The sequence below is a fragment of the Pseudomonas sp. OV226 genome, from assembly GCF_003148705.1.
Classification (GTDB): domain Bacteria; phylum Pseudomonadota; class Gammaproteobacteria; order Pseudomonadales; family Pseudomonadaceae; genus Aquipseudomonas.
On record NZ_QGGS01000013.1, the window covers coordinates 93888 to 114111 of the forward strand.

General features: G+C 60.0%; 7 protein-coding genes. 1 reads left to right on the plus strand and 6 read right to left on the minus strand.

Annotation, left to right across the window (positions count from 1 at the left end; translation table 11 throughout):
* Positions 1 to 53: 53 nt before the first annotated feature.
* Both C7534_RS20215 and C7534_RS20220 read right to left on the minus strand, forming a co-directional pair.
* Positions 54 to 1349, minus strand: a complete 1296-nt coding sequence (locus C7534_RS20215; protein WP_109786808.1) for a glycosyltransferase — start codon at positions 1347 to 1349, stop codon at positions 54 to 56.
* Positions 1343 to 2908: a glycosyltransferase gene (locus C7534_RS20220; RefSeq protein ID WP_109786809.1), complete on the minus strand. Its 1566-nt coding sequence runs from the start codon at positions 2906 to 2908 to the stop codon at positions 1343 to 1345. The genes C7534_RS20215 and C7534_RS20220 overlap by 7 nt, the downstream gene beginning before the upstream one ends.
* A 627-nt stretch (positions 2909 to 3535) precedes the next feature.
* Between C7534_RS20220 and C7534_RS20235 the strand changes: the two genes are divergently transcribed.
* Positions 3536 to 4903 carry a glycosyltransferase family 4 protein gene (locus C7534_RS20235; protein ID WP_109786812.1) on the plus strand — a complete coding sequence of 456 codons (1368 nt, stop codon included), beginning with the start codon at positions 3536 to 3538 and terminating at the stop codon, positions 4901 to 4903.
* Positions 4904 to 4958: 55 nt separating this feature from the next.
* Here C7534_RS20235 and C7534_RS20240 read toward each other — a convergent pair whose 3' ends face one another.
* From C7534_RS20240 to C7534_RS20255, 4 genes are all read right to left on the minus strand, one after another.
* A complete protein-coding gene (locus C7534_RS20240) occupies positions 4959 to 6989 on the minus strand; it encodes an FAD-binding oxidoreductase (RefSeq protein ID WP_109786813.1) in 2031 nt (676 codons plus the stop codon).
* A gap of 63 nt (positions 6990 to 7052) precedes the next feature.
* Entirely contained in the window at positions 7053 to 7679 is a 627-nt protein-coding gene (locus C7534_RS20245) for a glutathione S-transferase family protein (RefSeq protein WP_046030876.1), read from the minus strand.
* A 131-nt stretch (positions 7680 to 7810) separates the two neighbouring features.
* A complete protein-coding gene (locus C7534_RS20250; RefSeq protein ID WP_109786814.1) occupies positions 7811 to 8713 on the minus strand; it encodes a LysR family transcriptional regulator in 903 nt (300 codons plus the stop codon).
* Between the two features lie 172 nt (positions 8714 to 8885).
* The gene (locus C7534_RS20255; protein ID WP_109786815.1) at positions 8886 to 19655 is read right to left on the minus strand and encodes a peroxidase family protein; all 10770 of its coding nucleotides are present in this window, start codon (positions 19653 to 19655) and stop codon (positions 8886 to 8888) included.
* Positions 19656 to 20224: the final 569 nt, after the last annotated feature.

Here is a 20224-nt window from a genome sequence, read left to right on the forward strand (position 1 = left end):
GGACGTTGCATCGCTATCAATCGGCTTGCGTACGATGATCACCTCGGCGCGAATCATGCCCCGGGGGTTTCCACGGCACGGTTCTCCAACAAGCGCTCAAAAAATACGTTAAGCCATTGCTCGGCAGCGGTCTGGCTGCAAAACTTTTTGAGACTGGCCACTGCGTGCACGGACATCTGTTCATAGCGGTCGGGGCTACCCTTGGCCACGTCATAACTTAGTTGGTAAGCCCTGCACAACGACGCCCAATTGGTTATGTAACGCAAGGTCCGAAATGCCCTGCGCGGGTCATGAGGCCAAGCCGTAAGTTCAGCGGTAGTGTCAATCAGGAATGCATTATCAGCATCGAGATAATCGATCATCGCCGTGGTCCGTGGCGCCACCGCCGGTTTGCCACAAGACATGAACTCCATCAGCGGCAGGCACTGGCCTTCGCCGTAGGACGTGTTGACCACATAACTCGTGGCTTGCACCAACTTTTCATAGTCCGCGTCAGCCAGATAGCCGTAAATCAGTACGATCCGGCAGCGGTAAGACTGGTTTTTGTACAAGTGGTGAAGGATGTCATCCAACGCTTCTTCGGCATCGTGGTGCGTCAGTTTGAGCACCAGTGTCGCGTCGTCCACCTCACGAAACGTCACGCAAAAGGCACTGAGCATGTCTTCCCAATTCTTGCGCCCGTCACCGGGGTTGAAAACCGAGGTGTAAATCACGCCGTTAAGGACCAGTTCTTGTTCACTCGGCGGGGCCTTGAAATTAATACCCACACCTTCGCGCAATGCCACGGGTCCGAAGGCCCGCAAGTCGAGTTTACGGCTGTCTACCAGCAACCCCTTGAGCTTCAACCGCACCTGACTGGCCAAGGGCTGGCGTTGCAAGTGGGCGCCGCGCGCGGAAAACCGGTCCCACACCGGGGCAGGTACCGCAATGATCGGATAGTCGGCGCCCATCACCTCGCGCACCGCATCCACGGTGTAGCTGGAGTGTGTGATCGCCGCACCGCAGGCGCGCAACACAGTGCGCCAGTCATTGAGCGGGTTACTGTCAAAGGGTTCGTTGGGGATGGTGCTGAATTCCCACGCGAACACCGGTAGTGTCGGGCAGGTGAAATTGACCGGCGTGCGATGAGGCGGCGAGAACGACAGGAACACGCACCCTTCGCCACGGGACAAACATTCCAGGTACAAGGCATCGACTTCGGTCTGCGGATCTCTGACTTCCACCACTCGCCCCAGCCGCTCCAGCACGGGTCGATACTCCTTGAGCACGAAGTAATAGCTGTACTCAGAGCGGCCAAGGTTCTGGGCAATGGTGTGCTGGTTGGTTTCCGAATGAATGATGATCAGCATGAGGCGTTATCCGTCACGGTTGCTGTCGGCAAGGCCTGCGGCGCCAGCCCGAAAAAATCCGCCATGCGTTGCTGAACCGGAGCGAAAGCGCAGTATTCGTGCATGCGCTTGATAGCGGCGAGGGACATGCGCCGATACTCCAGCGGTTGTTCCTTGGCCAGGCGGTAGCTGTTTTCGTAAGCGGTTTTCAGCGAACCCCAATCCGGCCGGTGACGCAGGGTACGGTAGATGATGCGGGAGTCTTGCGGCCATATAGTCAGCTCTTCGCTGGACTTGACCACAAACGCCACGCGTTCATCGATGTAGTCCTCCATGGCGGTGTGATCCGGTGCGATCACCGGTTTACCGCAGGCCATGAACTCCATCAGCGGCAGGCACAACCCCTCGCAACGCGAGGCATTGACGTAGTAACTGGCGGCTTCATACAAGCGGGTGTATTGCGGGTCGTTCAGATAGCCGTGCATGACCACTACCCGACAGGCGAACGGCGAGAGTTGAGCGAGCAAGGTCATCAACTCGTCGTGGTAGGACGACAGATCGCTTTGGGTAATTTTCAGTACCAGCGTGGCGTCCGCCGTTTCGCGAAATGCCCAACAAAATGCGGTGATCAGTTGATGCCAGTTCTTGCGGCCATCACGCGGGTTGAACACGCTGACGTAAACGACACCGTCAACCTCGGTCTCGGCCAGCCCGGTGGTGTCCGGCCACGTTCGCGGCGCCGGCTCGGGCACTGCCATTGTGTGCGGGCCGGCGATGGCCGGCAACCAGCCGGCGAGTCGCGCATGTGCGGACTCTGACAGCAGGTCGTGAATACCTTCCCAATACCACTGGCTTAGAAAGTGGCTGCGACGCACCGGAGTCGGCAGCGCTTTGCCCATATCCCGACGCCAGAGGTGCAAGTAATGGCGGGCAATCACCAAGCGGCGCTTGAGTGTCAGCGGCGGTGGTTTCAACGCCTCCAACTCGGCCAGTTCCTCGGCGGTAGGCGGTACGGGAATCAGCGCATCGGCAGACAGCCCGAGGGTTCGGGTATCGAAGATGCAGCCCTTGATGTCCAGGGTCGAACCGGCGTTGATCGGTGCGCTGGTGTGGCGACTACGAATGCCGGCGAAGTTTTCCCACAATGGCGTTGGCAAAACCAGCACTGGAAAGTCTTCACCCATGGCCTGTCGAATCGCTCGGGCGGTATGGCTGGAGAGCGTGATCACCCGGCCCTGATGCGCCAGCATTTGCGTCCAGTCCTGGCGCGGGTCGTTGTCCCACTGCTCATCGGGAATCGAGTCGAACTCCCAGGCCACCACGCAGATTGTCGGACATTCCAGGTCGTTCGGGGTTTTCTGCGGCGGCATAAACGACAGGAACAGGCTGTCTTCGCCAGCGGCCAACAGTTGCCTGTAGAGGGGATCAACCTCGGCAGTGGAGGACACCACATGCACTCGCCCAAGACTTTCGAGCACAGGGCGATAGGCCTTGAGCACGAAGTAGTAACTGTATTCGGGACGACCAAGGCTCTGGCTGATGGAGCTATCGTTGACCGCTGAGTAAAGAATAAAGTTCATGGCATCTCACGATGAAGCCGCCATCCCGGCAGCCCCACTCTATGACGGTAAAGCCATGGATCGAGCCGGCGCTCGCCAGTCCTCGCCCATCGTCTTCTTACCCGTCTACGCTCTTGTTTTAATGGTCGGATTCGGGGAGTCTCGAAACAACTCATACCAACGCCGATTAATCGTGACGAGGGGCATTCTAAACACATCCATCGAGGATTCGTGAACCGCCCGGCGAGAATAAATCGAGCTAAGCGCACGAGAACTGACCGGTCACAGTTGGACCTGCTAAAATTGCCGATCAATTGCACAAATCGGCTACCAAACAAGCATCGCTGTCTCGCCTGTCTTTCGGCCCCGTCATCTAACCGGTCCGTCAGACATCTCTGTAAAACCTGTGAGGAATGGACGAAATGAAAGACCAAGGGGTCGCTATTTGAAAAAGCGTCTATTCGTTACGGGTCTCAGTGAGACCAACGGCCCCGAAGACCTGTGTTCGGAGAGGCCCGACCCGGTCATTCACCTGGCCAGCCAATCGTTTGATCCTGAAGTCTTCCGCGATCCGGCCCACACGCTCGACATTAACGTCCTTTGTTCAACCATTACCCTTCCCCCCTCAATTGCCCCGGAAAGCCCGTTATGACCCGTCTGCTGGTGGAGTGCACCCACGTATTCAAAAACCCCAAAGTCAATTCAGGCATTCAGCGGGTGGTGCGCAACGTCATCAATCAACTGCCGGAAAGTGCGGGCGGTGCCGAATGCATTCCTGTGGTGATGCTCAAGGGCAAACTCTATCGGGTACTGAAACTGGGTTCATTGAACACGCCGTTTTTCGAGAGCCTGATAACCTTCGGCGAGCGACTGGAACGACTGGCGCACCGTTTTTGGCAACTAAGCCAACGGCTTGAAAAGCGCTGTACATCGCGGTTTGCACGACGCGTGTTGTACGTGGCTTATCGACTGATAGCACTGGCCTGCTTCAGTGTGCCGCTGCGCCTGATCGACCAAGTCAATCAAACCCAACTGCCTAAACGTTGCACACCGCTGCAACACCAGCCAGGGGATCAACTGGTGCTGCTGGACTCGTCCTGGCACACCGATTTTTTCCCGTTTGCCGAACAGCTCAAACGGGAAGGCGTGGGCATCGTTTCGGTAATCTACGACCTGATTCCCGTGACACATCCACAGTTTTACGACACACGACTGGTGCAGGTGTTCAACGAGTGGTTCGACTGGATCACCAAAACCGCCGATGGCTATATGGCTATTTCCGCCACGGTACGCGATCAGGTGCGTGAGGAATTGCAGCGCCGCCTGGGCCCAGCCAAGGCCAGTGAATTGTGGTTCGACTATTTCCACCTCGGCTCCGAGCTGGACCTGAGCGAAGCCGCAGCTGCCGTCGAGCCGCGCCTGACGCGTATTTTCAATACGCAGGAACCGGTGTTTCTGATGGTCAGCACCATCGAACCGCGCAAAAACCACGACTACCTGCTGGACGCATTCGAGCTGGCTTGGGCCGCGGGTTCAAAAGCCCGGCTGTGTATCGCCGGTCGGATCGGCTGGAAATGCGACGCCCTGCTCGCCCGGGTACACAATCACCCACAGTTGAACCAACGCCTGTTCATGTTTAATGACCTGAGCGACACCAGCCTCGAACACGCTTACTCCAATGCCAGCTCTCTGGTGTTTCCATCCTGGATCGAAGGATTCGGCTTGCCTCTGGTGGAGGCCATGCAGCGCGGACTGCCGGCCATGGGTAGCGACATTCCGATCTTCCGCGAAATCGGCGGCGAGTTCATGGCGTATTTCGACCTGGCCGAGCCGCAAACGCTGGCCGACCTGGTCGCTCGCTTCGAAAGCAGCGGTCAGTTCCCGGCCACCCGCGACGTGGCGGATTGGCACTGGATCGGCTGGCGTGAAGCCAGTGCGCAATTGGCCGAACGCACCCTGCGCAATGTTGTAGACATGCCGCTAGTGCAGGTGAAACAACACGCGAATTACCCTTGATGCCCTAATTATTCGGGCACCGTCTGATTACTTATGTGGGGCCGGGGTCTAGAGGTTAAAGGTCCAGCACCACCGGCTGCGAACCCTGCGCCGGCACCGCACAACAAATCAGCACTTCTCCCGCATCGGGGATTTCTGCCGGCACCTGTGGATAAGTTACCTCACCGCTGATCAGGCGGGTTTTGCAGGTCCCACAGGAGCCGCCGCGGCAACTGAACTCCGGACGCAATCCACGGCTTTCCGCCAATTCCAGCAGGCTGCCGCTGTCGGGTTTCCAGCGCGCCTCTTTGGCCGAGCGCTCGAATACCACCGGCACTGATGTGGTGGCGACCGGAGGTTGTTCGATGACCACGGCATCCGGGTCGGGTATCCGGCGCAGTGTCGACGGGCCAAAGGTTTCGGCGTGAATCCTTGAATCACGAATGTCCATTTCCCGCAGGCTGTCGTACATCGCCTGGGTAAAACTGCCCGGGCCGCAGAGGACAAAATCCAGCTGATCGTAGTCTTCCACCTCAACGATGCTCGTGAGCAAATCGGCATCGATTCGCCCGGTCAGGTCGAAATCTTCACCCTCGCGGGCATCCGGCTCTGGCTGACTGAGCAGACGCAGCACTCGCACCGAGTCGCCGAGGCCGTCGAGCAAACGGCTCAGCTCCGGGCGAAACGGTTGATCGGCCAAGGTCCGCGAGCTTTGGAAGAACCACGTCGGGCGGATGCTTCGCGTACGCAGGCCTTGATAAACCACCTCGCGCACCATCGACAGCAGCGGCGTAATGCCCACGCCAGCGGCCAGCAACACCAGCGGCCGCCGCTCATGCGGCGCCACGGTGAAATGCCCTTGGGGGGCGCGGGCTTCCAGCATATCCCCGACCTTAATCTGATCATGCAGGTGTGATGACACCAACCCGTCACGTTTCACACTGATGCGGAAAAAATCATCCGACGGCGCACTCGACAAGCTATACGTGCGGATATGTACCTCACCGCCGATGTTGAACCGCAGCGGCAAATGCTGCCCGGCTTGAAACACCGGCAACCCGGCGCCATCGGCGGCCTGCAGGTAGATCGAGCGGATGTTTTGGCTTTCCGTCTCGATACGCACCACCTGCAGTGGGCGCCAGCGATCCCCCAAGGCCTGGGCTTGCAAACGCGCGTTGGCCTGCGCCCAGGTGCCGGTCAGCAGACTGGTGGGCGACACGCCGTCAAAGCGCCAGCGCAAGGCCAGCGCTGCAGGCCGACGTACTACGTGTTCGACTTCGAAGGTCCATAGTCGCTCGGCACCTTGGAAGGCATCGATCTGCGGTCCGTCGAGGATGATGTCGGTGCGCCCGCTGAGGTGCAGCAGGTCGCCTGTATTGAAATCGATGAACAACAGACCGGCGCGAGGATTGATCAGCAGATTGCCCAGCGTATTGAAATGCAGGTTGCCGGCGAAGTCCGGGATGGTCAGGCGATTACCGTCTACCTGTACGAAACCGGCCTGCCCGCCCCGGTGAGAAACATCCACCGAGCGCTGGCCATCGACGTCCACGTAGCTGGCGACAAAGAACGTGTCCGCGTCGACGATCATGGTTCTGGCCGCGTCATCCAGCTCATTCAAGTGCTGCGCAACGCGGCTTGAGGGATCCGCCAATGGCACCGAGCGAAACTGGCGCAACTGAATGTACTGCGGGCAGTTGCCGAAGGATTGTTCCACCGTCACCCCGAATCCGCTGGCCGTTACAGCGCCCACTCGACCATTGAGGCGGTTGCGACGCCGGGTGTGCAACTCGATACCGAGCAGCCCGATGGCGGCACCGTCTTGCAATTGAGCAGGGTCATCGGCGCCCGGCAAACGGTCGAACTGCAACAGTGCGGGGTCGGGGGAATGTGCAAAGCCTGGAGGCCCTTCAAGAATGCTCGCCCAGGGATTGCCCTCGGCATCGACGGCGCCGTACAGCATGAACGGCAGTTGCTGATAGAACGTGCGGTGCTGATCCGGCATTTGACTGCGAATCACCCGCCGACCGAACGCCTCCATTCGCTCGGCAACCCCAACATGAGCCTGCAACTGTTTTTCGCCGGCGTGCCAAGGTGAATGTTCCATAACGGTTTCTCCCCTGCGCCTATCGCGCACAGTGAACGGCCCGAGCGGGTCGGGCCGTGAGCATCAGGCGGTTTTTTGCAAACCGGCCACCGTGCGCGGCATGCCGACAAACCCCGGCAAGGCTTCAATACGCGCCAGCCAGGCGCGGATGTTGGCGTAGTCGTCCAGCGAGACATTGCCTTCCGGCGCATGGGCGATGTAACTGTAGGCGGCGACATCGGCGATGGTCGGCTCACTGCCGGCCAGGTAGGGCGTCGACGCCAACTCGTGGTCGATTACCTTGAGCACGGTGTGGGAATAAGCGATCACCTCTTGCGCGTTGTATGGCGCGCCAAACACCGTGATCAATCGTGCTCTGGCCACACCAAAGGCAATCGGCCCGGCGGCCGCCGACAGCCAGCGCTGAACCTTCGCCGCGCCGACCGGATCGGTGGGCAGCCAGCGACCATTGCCATATTTATGTGCCAGATAGACCAGGATGGCGTTCGAATCGGCCAGCACCACACCTTGATCATCGATGACCGGCACCTGACCAAAAGCGTTGAGCGCCAGGTAATCCGCTTGCTTGTGCGCGCCCTTGGCCAAATCGACAAAGATCAGCTCGGTCGGCAGGTGCAGCAAGGACAACATCAGCTCCACGCGATGAGCATGGCCGGAACGAGGGAAGTTGTAGAGTTTGATCGCTTGCATGGTCGACTCCGCTGGGTGGTGGTGCTGTTCAGGGAAAGATCAGCACCGATGGCCGCTATTTTCCACCTACAACCAAAACAACAGAATAACCAGCAAACGCAATCCATTATTTCAACCAACGCAACAATCCTTTAGCCGCTCAGCGCCGGATGTTCGCGCAGCGCCTTCACCGTAAAGTCCACAAAACTACGGACCCGCACCGGAGCCTTGCGTCCCCCTTGGTAGACCACATGAATGGGCAGTGCCGGCAGTTCGAAGTCGGTCAGCACGATTTCCAGCTCACCGGCCGCCACCTTGCCCGCCACTTGATAAGACAGGACCCGGGTGTATCCCAGGCCCAGGCAGGCCGCCGTGATCGCCGCTTGATTGGCGGTGACCACAAGGCGCGGTTCCGGACGAACGTTCAGCGGCTCGCCCGCGTCAAGAAATGGCCAGGTCCTGAGCTGCCCGATCGACGAGGTCGCAATGATGGGTGCGCCATTGAGCTCATCTGGGTGACGTGGCCTGCCACGGGCAGCCAAAAACGCCGGGGACGCGCAGATCACCCGCCGTACTTCGCCCACGCGAATCGCGTGTTGATTGCTGTCAGGCAGCTCACCGATACGCACCGCGACATCAATGCCCTCTTCGACCATGCTCACCACCCGGTCGAGCAGCAAGGCATTGATGCCGACTTCTGGAAATTGAGTGAGATAACCGACCATGACCGGTGTGACGAACAACTCACCAAACAACACCGGCGCCGTGATTGTCAGTTGACCACGCGGCTGGGCGTGACTGCCGGCTGCCGAATCCTCCGCTTCCTGCACCTCGGCCAGAATTCTCCGACAATCCTCCAGGTAACGCTGCCCGGCCTCGCTCAAGTGCACGCTGCGGGTGGTGCGTGTCAGCAACAAGGTGCCAATGCGCTTCTCCAGCGCCGCCACCGCTCGGGTGACGCTGGCCGCCGACAGGCCCAGACGTCGCGCCGCCGCCGAGAACCCCTGCTCTTGGGCAACCGCGGCGAAGACCTGCATTTCCTGGAATCGGTCCATCGGGCATGCCCTTTATCCGAATAAAAATCAGCTGACGAGACTTCGCTCATCGACAGCCTGTACTAGACATTTTCACCCGAACACGCGTCCAGTTTTTTTTCAAAAAAAAGGGAGGGCATCCATTGCCCTCCCTTCATTTTTCACGCTTGTTGCGGCATTACTGACCAGTTCCTCAAGTGGCCAGAATGAAGTCGTTAGCAGTGACGGTTGTTGCGTCGGCCACACCGACCAGGCGGATGGAGTCAGCTCCTGCGAAGCTGAGCAGGGTATCCGCACCGACGTCGGAGATGGTGACGCTGGCGGCAAAGTTCACCGCCGTGATGTTCAACGCGGTGATATCGAGCCGGTCCTGGCCTCCTCCATTCGGGTTGGCATCGAAGCCGGTAATCTGATCGGTCCCGAAGCCTGCTGCGAACATGAAGACATCGTTGCCACCGCTGGCAACCATCAAGTCGTTGCCAGCACCACCAGTGACCGTATCGTTACCATTGCCGCCATCGATAAAGTCATTGCCGATGCCGCCCAACAAGGTGTCGTTATCGCCACCACCGAGCAAGGTGTCGTTGCCATCGCCTCCCTGGAGCAGATCGATGCCGTTACCGCCATCCAGGCTGTCATTACCCAGCCCGCCGAGCAGCGTGTCGTTGCCTGTCCCGCCATTCAATGCATCGTCCCCGTCTCCGCCGTCGAGGCTGTCATCGCCCGTTCCGCCGTTCAGGGTATCGGTGCCAAGGCCACCCAACAGTTGGTCGTTACCGGCATCGCCATTGAGCGTGTCGTTACCGCCGTTGCCGATGAGGATGTCGTTGCCGCCACCACCACTGAGGTTGTCATTGCCTCCCCCTGAGGTGATGGTGTTGTTCAACCCGTTGCCGTTGCCGACGAAGTTACCGGCTCCGGTGTAGGTCAGGTTCTCGACGTTACCATCCAGGGTGTAGTTGCCCAGCGACGTTTGCACGCTATCCACACCGCCACCCGCCACCTCGACCACCACATCCCCGGCGGCATCGACGACGTACGTATCGTTGCCGGCTAACCCCACCATCCGGTCACCACCTGCACCGCCATTGAGGACGTCGTTACCGACCCCGCCAGTGAGGGTGTTGGCCAGCGCGTTACCGGTACCGGTGAAGTTAGCGACACCGGTATAGGTCAGGTTCTCGACGTTGGCACCGAGCAGGTAGGTCGTCAGGCTGGTTTGCACCAGATCGGTACCGCCATTCAGCGCCTCGATTACGGTGTCACCGACGTTGTCGACCACAAAGGTGTCGTTGCCGGAGCCGCCGTTCATGACATCCGCGCCGAGCCCACCGTTGAGGGTGTCGGTTCCGTCCTCGCCATTGAGGATGTCGTCATCGTTTCCGCCGTTGAGCGTGTCGTTGCCGGTGCCGCCAAACAACTGGTCATTACCGGCCAGGCCATTCAACGTATCGTTGCCGCCCAGACCAAACAGCACATCGTTACCCGCGCCACCGGTGAGGGTGTTCGCCCCAGGGGTGCCTTGCAGCACCACGCCAGCCGGTACCGTAACCGCTGCGGTTGCCGCAGAGGTCACCGTTTCCAATGCGCCGAAGCCATCGGTGTAGGTCACGATCACCCGCAGTTGCAGGTTGCCCTGCGCCACGCCAGGGGTGAAGGTCGCAGCGGTCGCGCCGTTGATGTTAGTGAAGGAAGCACCGACACCTTGCTGCCATTGGAAGCTGAAGGTGCCCAGCCCATCCGCATCGGCAATCCCGCCAGTCAGCGCGGTCAACACCTGTCCTTGATCCGGTGTCGTATCGCTGATCAGCAACGCGCCTGTCGGTGCATCGTTGACGTTAGCCACCGGGTCCGAAGGATCGGACGCAATGCTTTCGTGCACACCGAAGTTATCCACGTAACTGACCACCACGCGCACCTGATCGTCGACCTGATCCTGAGTCAGCGTGAACGTGCTACCGGTGGCTCCGACGATGTCGACGAAGCTGACCCCGTTGGTCGCCTGCCACTGGTAGGTGAACTGCGGATTGCTGAGGCCATCGGCATCGACGATGGTCGACGCGTCAGCGGTCAACACCTGGTTCTGCACCAGAAGCCCGTTAACGGTCGGCCCTGTGGTCGGTGCGCTGTTCGCCGACGAGTCGACGATTTCCAGCGTGCCCTTGGCATCCTGATACACCGCCCGAACGCGGATGTTCAGGCCCGCCACATCATCCGCCACCCGGTAGGTGGTGCCGATCGCCCGCGATACTTCGCCGGCGGCGACAAAGGTGATGTCTTCATAGACGCCCGAGCCAGGAAGGTTTTCAACCTGCCAGTAGTAGGCAACCGCACCGTTAACCGCACCGGTCGGATTGCCAACACTCGTGTTGTCCGCGTCGTGTACCGCCAGATTGCTCACGCGCAGCAGCTGACCGGCGACAGGCGTATCGTCACGCACACCGGTGAGATCATCGAGGATCGCCAGGTGACCTGATGGGTCGCTGTTGACGGCAGTGCCAACGCCGGACGCCTGCGAAACATCAGAGAACTGCAGACGCTCGATGCCCGTCAGCCGATCGACGCCATCTCGCCCCACCACCGAGTCGGTCACAATGACAGTGTCGCCATCGACAACGACGCTGTAGTCCGTCGAAACACCGGAGAACACAGCGGTGTCGAAGCTGTTATCGCCGGCCAGGATCTCCCGCACGATGACCAGTTGGCCTGGGTTGTAAGTACCGTTCAACATGAACGGCACCATGGGCTCCATGCTGTTGAACGAGGCGATTTCCGGGCCAGTGCCATCAGCGTTCTGCCGCACGCTGATGCGTACGTTCAGCCACTTGTCACCGTCGAGGATGTCGTCACCACCGCGACCTTCGAGGAGGTCGCTGCCGCTGCCACCGAGGATGATGTTGCCACCGTCGTAGAACGTCGCTCCGGCTGCCAGCAGATCGGACAGGCCGTTGATCAGGCTGATGTTGGTCAGCACGCTGCCGGTTGCACCCGCGGTAGGCAGCGAAGTTGCATCTTCGTTATCACCACGCAGGAAGTCGCCGTGCGAGGAACCCGACAGACCTTCCATGATGTCGAAACGCACGAGCGCCGAGGCACCCGAACCCGGTACTGGCGGTACATCGAAAAAGCGGTCGCTGTAATCGATGGTCACGCCTTGTGCCAGATCCTTGAAGGTCGCCCAGTCATAGCCGGAGCCGCCGATATAGCGGTCACCCATGCCGAGACTGCCGACCATGATGTCGTCGCCGCCTTCGCCGTTGAACTTATCGTTCTCGTTACCGCCGATGAAGACATCGTGGCCGATCACCGGGTCGTTGCCGAGCGGGTCGAAGTTGTCGCCAGGCGCACCGTCAGATGTGCCCTTCTCGATCCAGTCGTCGCCTTCGTTACCCATGTCCTGTTCGTTGGCTTTGCTGCCCAGGATGAAGTCATTGCCCTGGCCACCAATGGCTTCGGAGGCGTCCTCACCGGTCACGATGAAGTCGTTGCCGAAGCCGCCAATGATCAGGTTGATGCCGTTGCCTCCGTGCAGCACGTCGTTGCCGTCGCCACCCTGGATATTATCGTCGCCGCCAACGTCCGTGATGATGTCGTCGCCGGCGCCACCCCGCAGTTGGTCGTTGCCGTTGCCACCCTCGATGCGATCGTTGCCGGCATCACCCCAGACCGTGTCATCGCCACCCCCCGAGACGAGAATGTCTGCGCCGTTGGTGCCGCCCATCACGACGTGCTCATCACCCGAGTACCGGATGTAGTTGGCGTCAGGACCCGCCGTCAGCGGATTGTCGCGGAACACCACCTGCTGGTTGTTGTCGCTGAGCGGATCGGCGTTGCCCAGGCCATCGTTGTACTGCTTGGACTGGTCTACTTCCAGATAGAACGCAGGATCCGAGAACACCAGGCCTGGCAAGTGCGTGGCCGAGGTGTTGGCCATGATCAGCTTGGCGAACGAGTTGCTTTCAAGTTCCGCATTCATCGACAGGCCAGAGGTGCGTTCCAGGTAATAGAAGCGGTCGCCGTCCTGCAGTTTCTCCAGCTGGTTCTCGAACACGAAGTTGAAGGTCGTGCCGAGCATGCCGCCGAATGGGGTTTTCTCTTCGGCCAGGCCACCGATCCAGAGGTCGATGGCATCGACGCCCGTGATCGTCACACCCTTCAGATCATCAGCAGTGCCCAGCACGCCATCCTTGCCGGCCAGCGTTATGTTGGCCCAGGTACCGCTGCCGTTGAGGAAGTCCAGGCGGTCAGCCGGCGCACCCGCACCACCGAACACCAGCGCCATGGCTGCAGCTCGTTTGTCTAGCAGCGTGAGCGCCGACGTGATCGTGTCATGCGTGCCATAGGCTGCGATGAAGTTGATCAACGACTCCGGATGTTTGAGGTGCTGCACCAGATCGACCCAGCTGTTGTACGGCTTGAGTTGGGTATCACCGGTTTGGCTGTAGATGTCGCGGCGGATCGCGTTGAGCGAGGGAATCCCCACATCGCGGCCACGGGCGATGTTGATCGCCGGCAGGTCGAGCGGCAAACCGAGCAGGTTATTGCGCAGCGCCTCGGTGACGAACTCGTCGATTTCGTTACCGGCCTGGCGAGTCACCCCGCGGATGATCGCGCTGGTCGCATCCTCAGGCGTCACACCACTGGCGGCATACGCCAACGGGTTGAGGAACGCCGCGATCAAGCCCAGTTGCTGATTGGGATCAGCACTGTTCGGATCGCCCACCACGTTGAAATTGACGTCGAAGCGATCGACGGTCTCGGTCAGCATCGAGTGCCCAAACCGGTACACGGTGTGGGCGAACTCGGCGACGATCGAAGCATCGAGGTCGACGTCATAGACTTGGGTCGGTGCAAAGAACAGGTCGACCCGAGGCTGGATGGTCCGCGCAAATTCCTCGAACACCAAGTGTTGATACTGCATCTCGGTGCCGAACTTGGCCGCCTGGAACAAGCGCTCGCCATTCCACACCAGCGCATCGATCTCAGCCTGGTTGACTGGCAATGCACTCACCGGAGTGAGCAGCCACTCGTTGAGGAAGGCCACGTCATTGGAATCGAGCACCGTATCCTTGGTCTGCGCGACCAGCCGATTGTGCTCGGCGTGGAAGATCGCATGCACCGCGGTCAGGCCGATGTTTTCGTTGACCCGGCCGTCGCCAGCGATGTAGTGAGCGTCGAGCAGTTCGTTGTCATAGGTCAGGTTGTTGCCGCCTGGGCCAGTTGGCTGCGAATTGCCGACATCAGTGTCAGTATCCGCCTGCAGAACCCCGCCGACGATTACCGGCACGGCATTGTTGTTGATGTCGACGAGGAACTGGTGACCGGTACGCACTGCGTTGGTCAGGCTGATCGGGGCATTCGGATTGCCTTCGACCAGGACGTCATCCGCCGTGCCGCCAATACCATCAAGCCCTTTCATCACGACCATCGGGAAGCCGTTCGGCCCCTTGATGAAATTGCCATAGGCGTCGGTCGCCAATAGCGGGGCGTTATCGACGTCGGCATCGGTCAGGTGGATACCCAGGATGTCGTTGGCTTGCGCCTTGACCACTTTCCAGGTCGCCATGCCACCGATTTCGGTGTCATCTCCGCCGCCATACTTGCCATCCACCCCCAGGTCAATGTTAGTGATCAGCCTACCGGTCGCTATGGGGCCGTCGTCGGTCATTACATAACCGCGCAGGAACACCTGATGCGAGGGGTGCGAGCTGTAGGTCTGGTTTTGGTCCACGAATGGCGTCGTGGTGTTGGTTTGCTCATGGATGTCGTCTGCCGTGCCGAGAACGCCATCCGCCCCTGGCAGGTTGGTCGCGCGGCTCAACACCATGAAGTTAGTGTTGCCGCCTGGCACATACAGCGGATCATCCGGTTTCAACGGGATGAAGACCGTGCCCGAACCGCCCTTGGTCACGAGATCGAGACCATGATCGAAGAACTGCCCGAAGAAGGTCATCCAGGCGTTGAACGGCGCAGACAGCCCCGCATCCGCCGCGGTGTTCTCGAACAGGTACACATCATGGTCGTCGCCCGTACCGAACTGACCATCCAGGCCAGGGCTGGCGACTATCCGTACGCCATCCTTGAGCACATCGTCATTACCAGCCAGGCCGAAGTTGAGCACTCCGTCCACACCCGGGTCGTAAGCCGTGGCATAGGCCGCCGGGTTGTTCGCCGTCTGGTCAACGATCAGATTACTGATGGTACGAGGCTGCGAGTCAATCACAAGGCCGCCGTTGCTCGCATACGTCGTTCCCAATTCCGCTGGATTGAAGACCGGATCGGTCAAGCGCGGAAAGATGTTATCGGCAGCACCAAACTCGGTGTGGTTGTTGCCGTTGAGGTTCATCAGGTTGTTGTTCGACCCATCGACCGAACGCAGGCCCAACGGCGCGCGGATGTTCGGGATCAGCGAGAGGATGTCCTGCCCGTTCGCGTCTGCCTCGGCAATCTTGATCTGATCAAGGATGAAGTTGAGGTCGGAGCGAACCATGTGCAGGCCTTCGCCACCCGCCGTGGCATCGACGACAGGCACCTGCGCCGTTGGCACAACCGGCGCACCGGGAGCCACCACAGTAGTCGGCGCCGAGAACACTATTTCGGTCGTGCCATGACCATCCTGGTAGATCGCCTTGACCCGCAACGACAACCCGACGAGGTCAGGAGAGACCTTGAACGCGGTGCCGTCGGCACTCTGGAACGCCAGGTCGCCGGCCGGCAACAGGATGATGTCCTCGAATACACCGCTGCCTGGACTGGCTTCGAACTGCCAGTAGTAGGACACCGAGGTGTTGTTGAGAGTACCCAGCGGATTACCCGGCGCGATGTTGTTGCCATCGCGCACCAGGGCCGAGCTGACCGTCAGCGTGTCGCCCACCGTGATCGCTCCGCCGTTTCCATCCGTGACGGTCGGACTGCCCGTCGGCTGTAGATTCAGCCCAGGCACCAGCACTCGCTGGCTATCGGAGAACTGCAGGCGTTCGATATGCAACAGCGTATCGGTGCCGTCGCGACCGGCGACGGTATCGGTCACCGTCCAGACATCATCCGCCAGATTGGCCGTGCCGCGCGTGTCTTGAACCACCGTATATTCGGACTGAACCCCGGAGTAAATGGCAGTGTCGAAGGCCGCCCCGCCCGTCGAGGTACCGGGCAGGATTTCCCGCACGGCCTTGAGCTGACCCGGGTTATAGGTGCCATCCAGCATGAACGGGATCATATCGACCATGCTGTCGAAGGTGGCAATCTCTGGGCCGGTATGGTTGACGTCGCCGGGAGCATAAACGGCAATTCTGACGTTGATCCATTTGTCGCCGTCGATCAGATCATCGCCACCGCGGCCCTCGATCAAGTCACTGCCATTGCCACCGAGGATGATGTTGCCGGTGGCAAAGCCTGTGGTTGGCAAACCGGCATCGGCCAGGAACTGGTCCAGTCCTCGGATCAACGCCACATTGGTCAGCGCACTGCCCGTGGCGCCGCCGTGGTTGACGATGGTGACCGCATCCACATCATCGCCTTTGAGCACATCGCCAAATTGCGAACCGGACAAGCCTTCGACCTCGGCAAAACGGTCGAGAATCGAGGCCGGCGAGGCGCCGACCGGGTTGAACACCCCGGCGTTCTGGTTTGGCGCGTTGCCATGTGGCTGCGCCAGCGCGGCCAGGCTCAGGTCAACGGTCACGCCGACCTTGTCATTTTTGTAGGTCACCCAGTCGAAGCCGGACATGCCGTCCATCTTGTCCTGGGCATCGCTGCCGACAAAGATGTCATCGCCACCCTCGCCGATCATTTCGTCGAAGCCACCGCCACCGACAAAGATGTCGTTGCCGATCACATCGTCAGTGAGCAACGGCGCGAAGTTATCGCCAGGCGCACCGTCCTGGGCGCCCTTCTCGATCCAGTCATCCCCTTCGTTGCCGGTAGGTGGCAGGTTGGTCTTGGCGCCGAGGATGAAGTCGTCACCCCGACCGCCGAAGGTCGTGGTGATGTCTTCGGTGGTAACGATAAAGTCCTGCCCATCGCCCCCCAGGATCAGGTTGCCTGCAGCCAGCATGCTACCGGCCACGATCACGTCGTTACCGGCATTACCTTCCAGACGGTTGTCGCCGAACGAGTCGGTGATGATGTCATCGCCCGCGCCGCCGAGTACCGCATCGTTGCCGGCGCCACCTTCGAGGCGGTCGTTGCCTCCATCGCCGTAAAGGGTGTCATCGCCGTCACCGGAGATGATGATGTCATTGCTGGCCGTGCCGCCCAGGACGACATGGTCTTCACCGGTGTATTGCAGATAGTTACTGTCCGCCCCCGGGGTGTTGGGGTTGTCGCGGATCACCAGCGGCACGACTTCCACGCCGTTGATCATGATGCCGCCCGTCGGATCTGCTTTGCCGTCCACGCCAAGGTTCGTGAACTGATTGGCCTGATTCACTTCGAGAGTGAATGTAGGCGTCAGGAACACGGTGTTCGACAGGTGGGTGACATCGGAGTTGAGCATGATCAGCTTGGCAAAGGAGTTGTTCTCCAACTCGGTGCCGAAGTTCAGGCCCGCGGTACGCGACAGGTAGTAGAAGCGGTCGCCGTTCTGCAACGCCTCCAGCTGGGTTTCAAACACGAAGTTGAACGTCGAACCGAGCATGCCGCCGAACGGCATTTTCTGCTCGGCGAGGCCTCCGACCCAGAAGTCGACATCGTCCAGGCCCGTGATCGTCACACCCGTCACGTCGTCGGCAGTGCCCAACTGCCCGTCCGCGCCGGCCAGCGTCATGTTGGCATAGGCACCGGTGCTGTTCAGGAAGTCCAGGCGGTCAGCCGGCGAGCCCGCGCCGCCGAATACCAGCGCCAGGGCTGCAGCGCGTTTGTCTGCCAACGAGGTCACCGACGTAATCGTGGCATGCGTGCCAAAGGCCGCAATGAAGTTGACCAACGACTCGGGGTGTTTGAGGTGGTCGGCAAAGTCAGCCCAACTGATGTAAGGCTTGAGTTGGCTGTCGCCGGTTGAGTGGTACATCTCACGGCGTGCTTCATTCAACGTGGGGATGCCCGTGTCGCGACCACGGGCCAGGTTCAGGGCCGGCAAATCGAGCGGCAGGCCGAGCAGATTGTTGCGCAAGGCTTCGGTGACGAACTCGTCGATCTCATTACCGAGCTGACGGGTCACACCGCGAATAATCGCTCCTGCCGCTTCGTCCGCCGTCGCCCCGCTACCGGCGAACGCCAGCGGGTTGAGGAAGGCCGCGATCAGACCGAGTTGTGCGTCCGGGTTGTTCGGGTCAGTGAGGAGCGGATTGAACTCGGGGTCGAAACGATCGACAGTCTCGGTCAACATCGAGTGACCGAAGCGGTACACCACGTGGGCGAACTCGGCGAGGATGGCCGGGTTGATCGAGGTGTCATACCCGTTGGGCGCAAGGAATCCGTCGATCTGCGGCTGAACGGTCCGCGCGAACTCCTCGAACACCAGGTGCTGGTACTGCATCTCGGTGCCGAACTTGGCGGCCTGGAACAGGCGTTCGCCGTCCCACACCAACGCCGCGATTTCGGCGGGTGTGGTGGGTATCGCGGCCACGTCGTCCACCAGCCACTCATTGAGGAAGGCCAGATCGCCAGCAGCCAGAAGGGTGTCCTTGGTTTGCTGGACCAGGCGGTTGTGCTCGGAGTGGAACACATGGTGCACGGTGGTCAGGCCGATGTTCTCGTTTACCCGGCCGTCGCCGGCAATGTAGTGGGCGTCGAGCAACTCGTTGTCATAGGTCAGGTTGTTGCCGGCTCCATCAGCCGGCTGCGCATTACCGACAAGCGCATCAGCATCCGCCTGCAGAACCCCGCCGACGACGACCGGTGCAGCATTGTGGGCGATGTCGTCGAGGAAGCCATGCCCGGCGCTCACGGCGTTGGCCAGGCTGATCGGAGCATCCCGGTTGCCTTCGACCAGGATGTCATCCGCCGTGCCGCCAATACCATCAAGCCCTTTCATCACCACCTGGGGCATGCCGCTCGGTCCCCGGATGAAGTTGCCATAGGCATCGGTGGCCAGCAGCGGCACGTTGTGCACATCGGCGTCGGTCAGGTTGATGCCGAGAATGTCACGGGCCTGGGCCTTGACCACGGCCCAGGTCGCCATGCCGCCATTGGTGCCGTCGCCATCATCGGCCGTGCCGAATTTGCCATCGCCGCCAAGATCGCGGTTGGTAATCAAGCGCCCCGTTGCAATCGGGTCACCTGCCGCGTTGATGACGTACTCGCGCAGGAACACCTGATGCGAGGGGTGCGAGCTGTAAGTCTGGCTTTGGTCCACGAACGGCGAGGTGGTGTTGGGCTGGCCATCATCGGCAGTGCCGAGTATTCCGTCCGCGCCGGGGGTATGCACTGCTCGTGGCAGCACCATGAAGTTGGTCGGGCCGCCCGGTACGTACAATGGATCGTCCGGTTGCAGCGGAATAAACACAACGTCGGTACTGCTCTTGGTGACCAGGTCCAGGCCGTGGTCGAAGAACTGGCCGAAAAAGGTCATCCACGCGTTGAAGCCAGCGGTCAAACCGACGTCCGGTGATTCATTGGGAATGAAGAACACTTCTTTGTCGTCAGCCGTGCCAAACACACCATCCAGACCGGGGCTGATTACCGGGGCTGCACCGCCGTTCGCCGCCACCGCGGCCGGGTTGTTGGCGGTCTGGTCGACGATCAGGTTACTGATGATCCGAGGCTGCGGATCGACCACATTCCCTGACGCGGCGTATGCCGCTCGATACTGGGCATCAAGCAGGCGCAGGAACGAATTGTCCGCCGCGCCAAACTCGCTTTGCCCGGCAACCAGATTGTTGTAGCTGCCATCGACGGTTCGCAGGCCAAAGGGCACCTGACTATTGGGGAGCAAATCACTGAGGCTGGCACCACTGGAATGCGCTTCTGCAATAAATATTTGCTTGAGGATGAATTCCAGGTCCGCCTTGTTGAAATTGGCCATTTCGGTTGTCCTCGCTGTATCTGGGGGGAGAGCACGGGACGATAGAAATCCTCCCACGCCCAGTCAGGTGCTGGCTAACGCGGTTTGTTGGTGCATTTTTTTGGCGAGAGCAGGCGCGGGAAAGGCAAAGCCGTTCCCCGGGTGCGCACCTGGAATTCGCGAATTGAATGGCTCGCTGAGCGATCAGGCAAAGCGAATCCAGACCCTAGTTAGGCGGGCCATGGAAACGGGACGTAAAGGCAAACTTGCTAAACAGCCCCTTCACTCTGCAAAGGATCGAAATGATCGACATGTTCTGCTCCTCAGGAAAATCACCGCGCTTCGCGTTGCCAAAGTGATGGCAAATTTCTGGCGGGTGATCCCCCACAAGTAAGACTAAAGTTCCATAGCAAATGAATGTCAATTTTGTGTCGTTAAAACAGACGATCGGTGTCAGCGCGTCTAACTAGCTGTTTTCAATGGATATATAGATAGTCAGACTCAGCTATAGAGCGAAATGATATTTCAGAGTGTTTCACCGCGACCTACGCTCCTGCATAGGAGAGCAACGCAGAGTTTTCGGATGACTC

Bases quoted from the DNA above. Each gene is read 5' to 3' on its own strand.
- C7534_RS20250 (WP_109786814.1), bottom strand. From the start codon at position 8,713: ATGGACCGATTCCAGGAAATGCAGGTCTTCGCCGCGGTTGCCCAAGAG.
- C7534_RS20215 (WP_109786808.1), bottom strand. From the start codon at position 1,349: ATGCTGATCATCATTCATTCGGAAACCAACCAGCACACCATTGCCCAG.
- C7534_RS20220 (WP_109786809.1), bottom strand. From the start codon at position 2,908: ATGAACTTTATTCTTTACTCAGCGGTCAACGATAGCTCCATCAGCCAG.
- C7534_RS20240 (WP_109786813.1), bottom strand. From the start codon at position 6,989: ATGGAACATTCACCTTGGCACGCCGGCGAAAAACAGTTGCAGGCTCAT.
- C7534_RS20245 (WP_046030876.1), bottom strand. From the start codon at position 7,679: ATGCAAGCGATCAAACTCTACAACTTCCCTCGTTCCGGCCATGCTCAT.
- C7534_RS20235 (WP_109786812.1), top strand. From the start codon at position 3,536: ATGACCCGTCTGCTGGTGGAGTGCACCCACGTATTCAAAAACCCCAAA.
- C7534_RS20255 (WP_109786815.1), bottom strand. From the start codon at position 19,655: ATGGCCAATTTCAACAAGGCGGACCTGGAATTCATCCTCAAGCAAATA.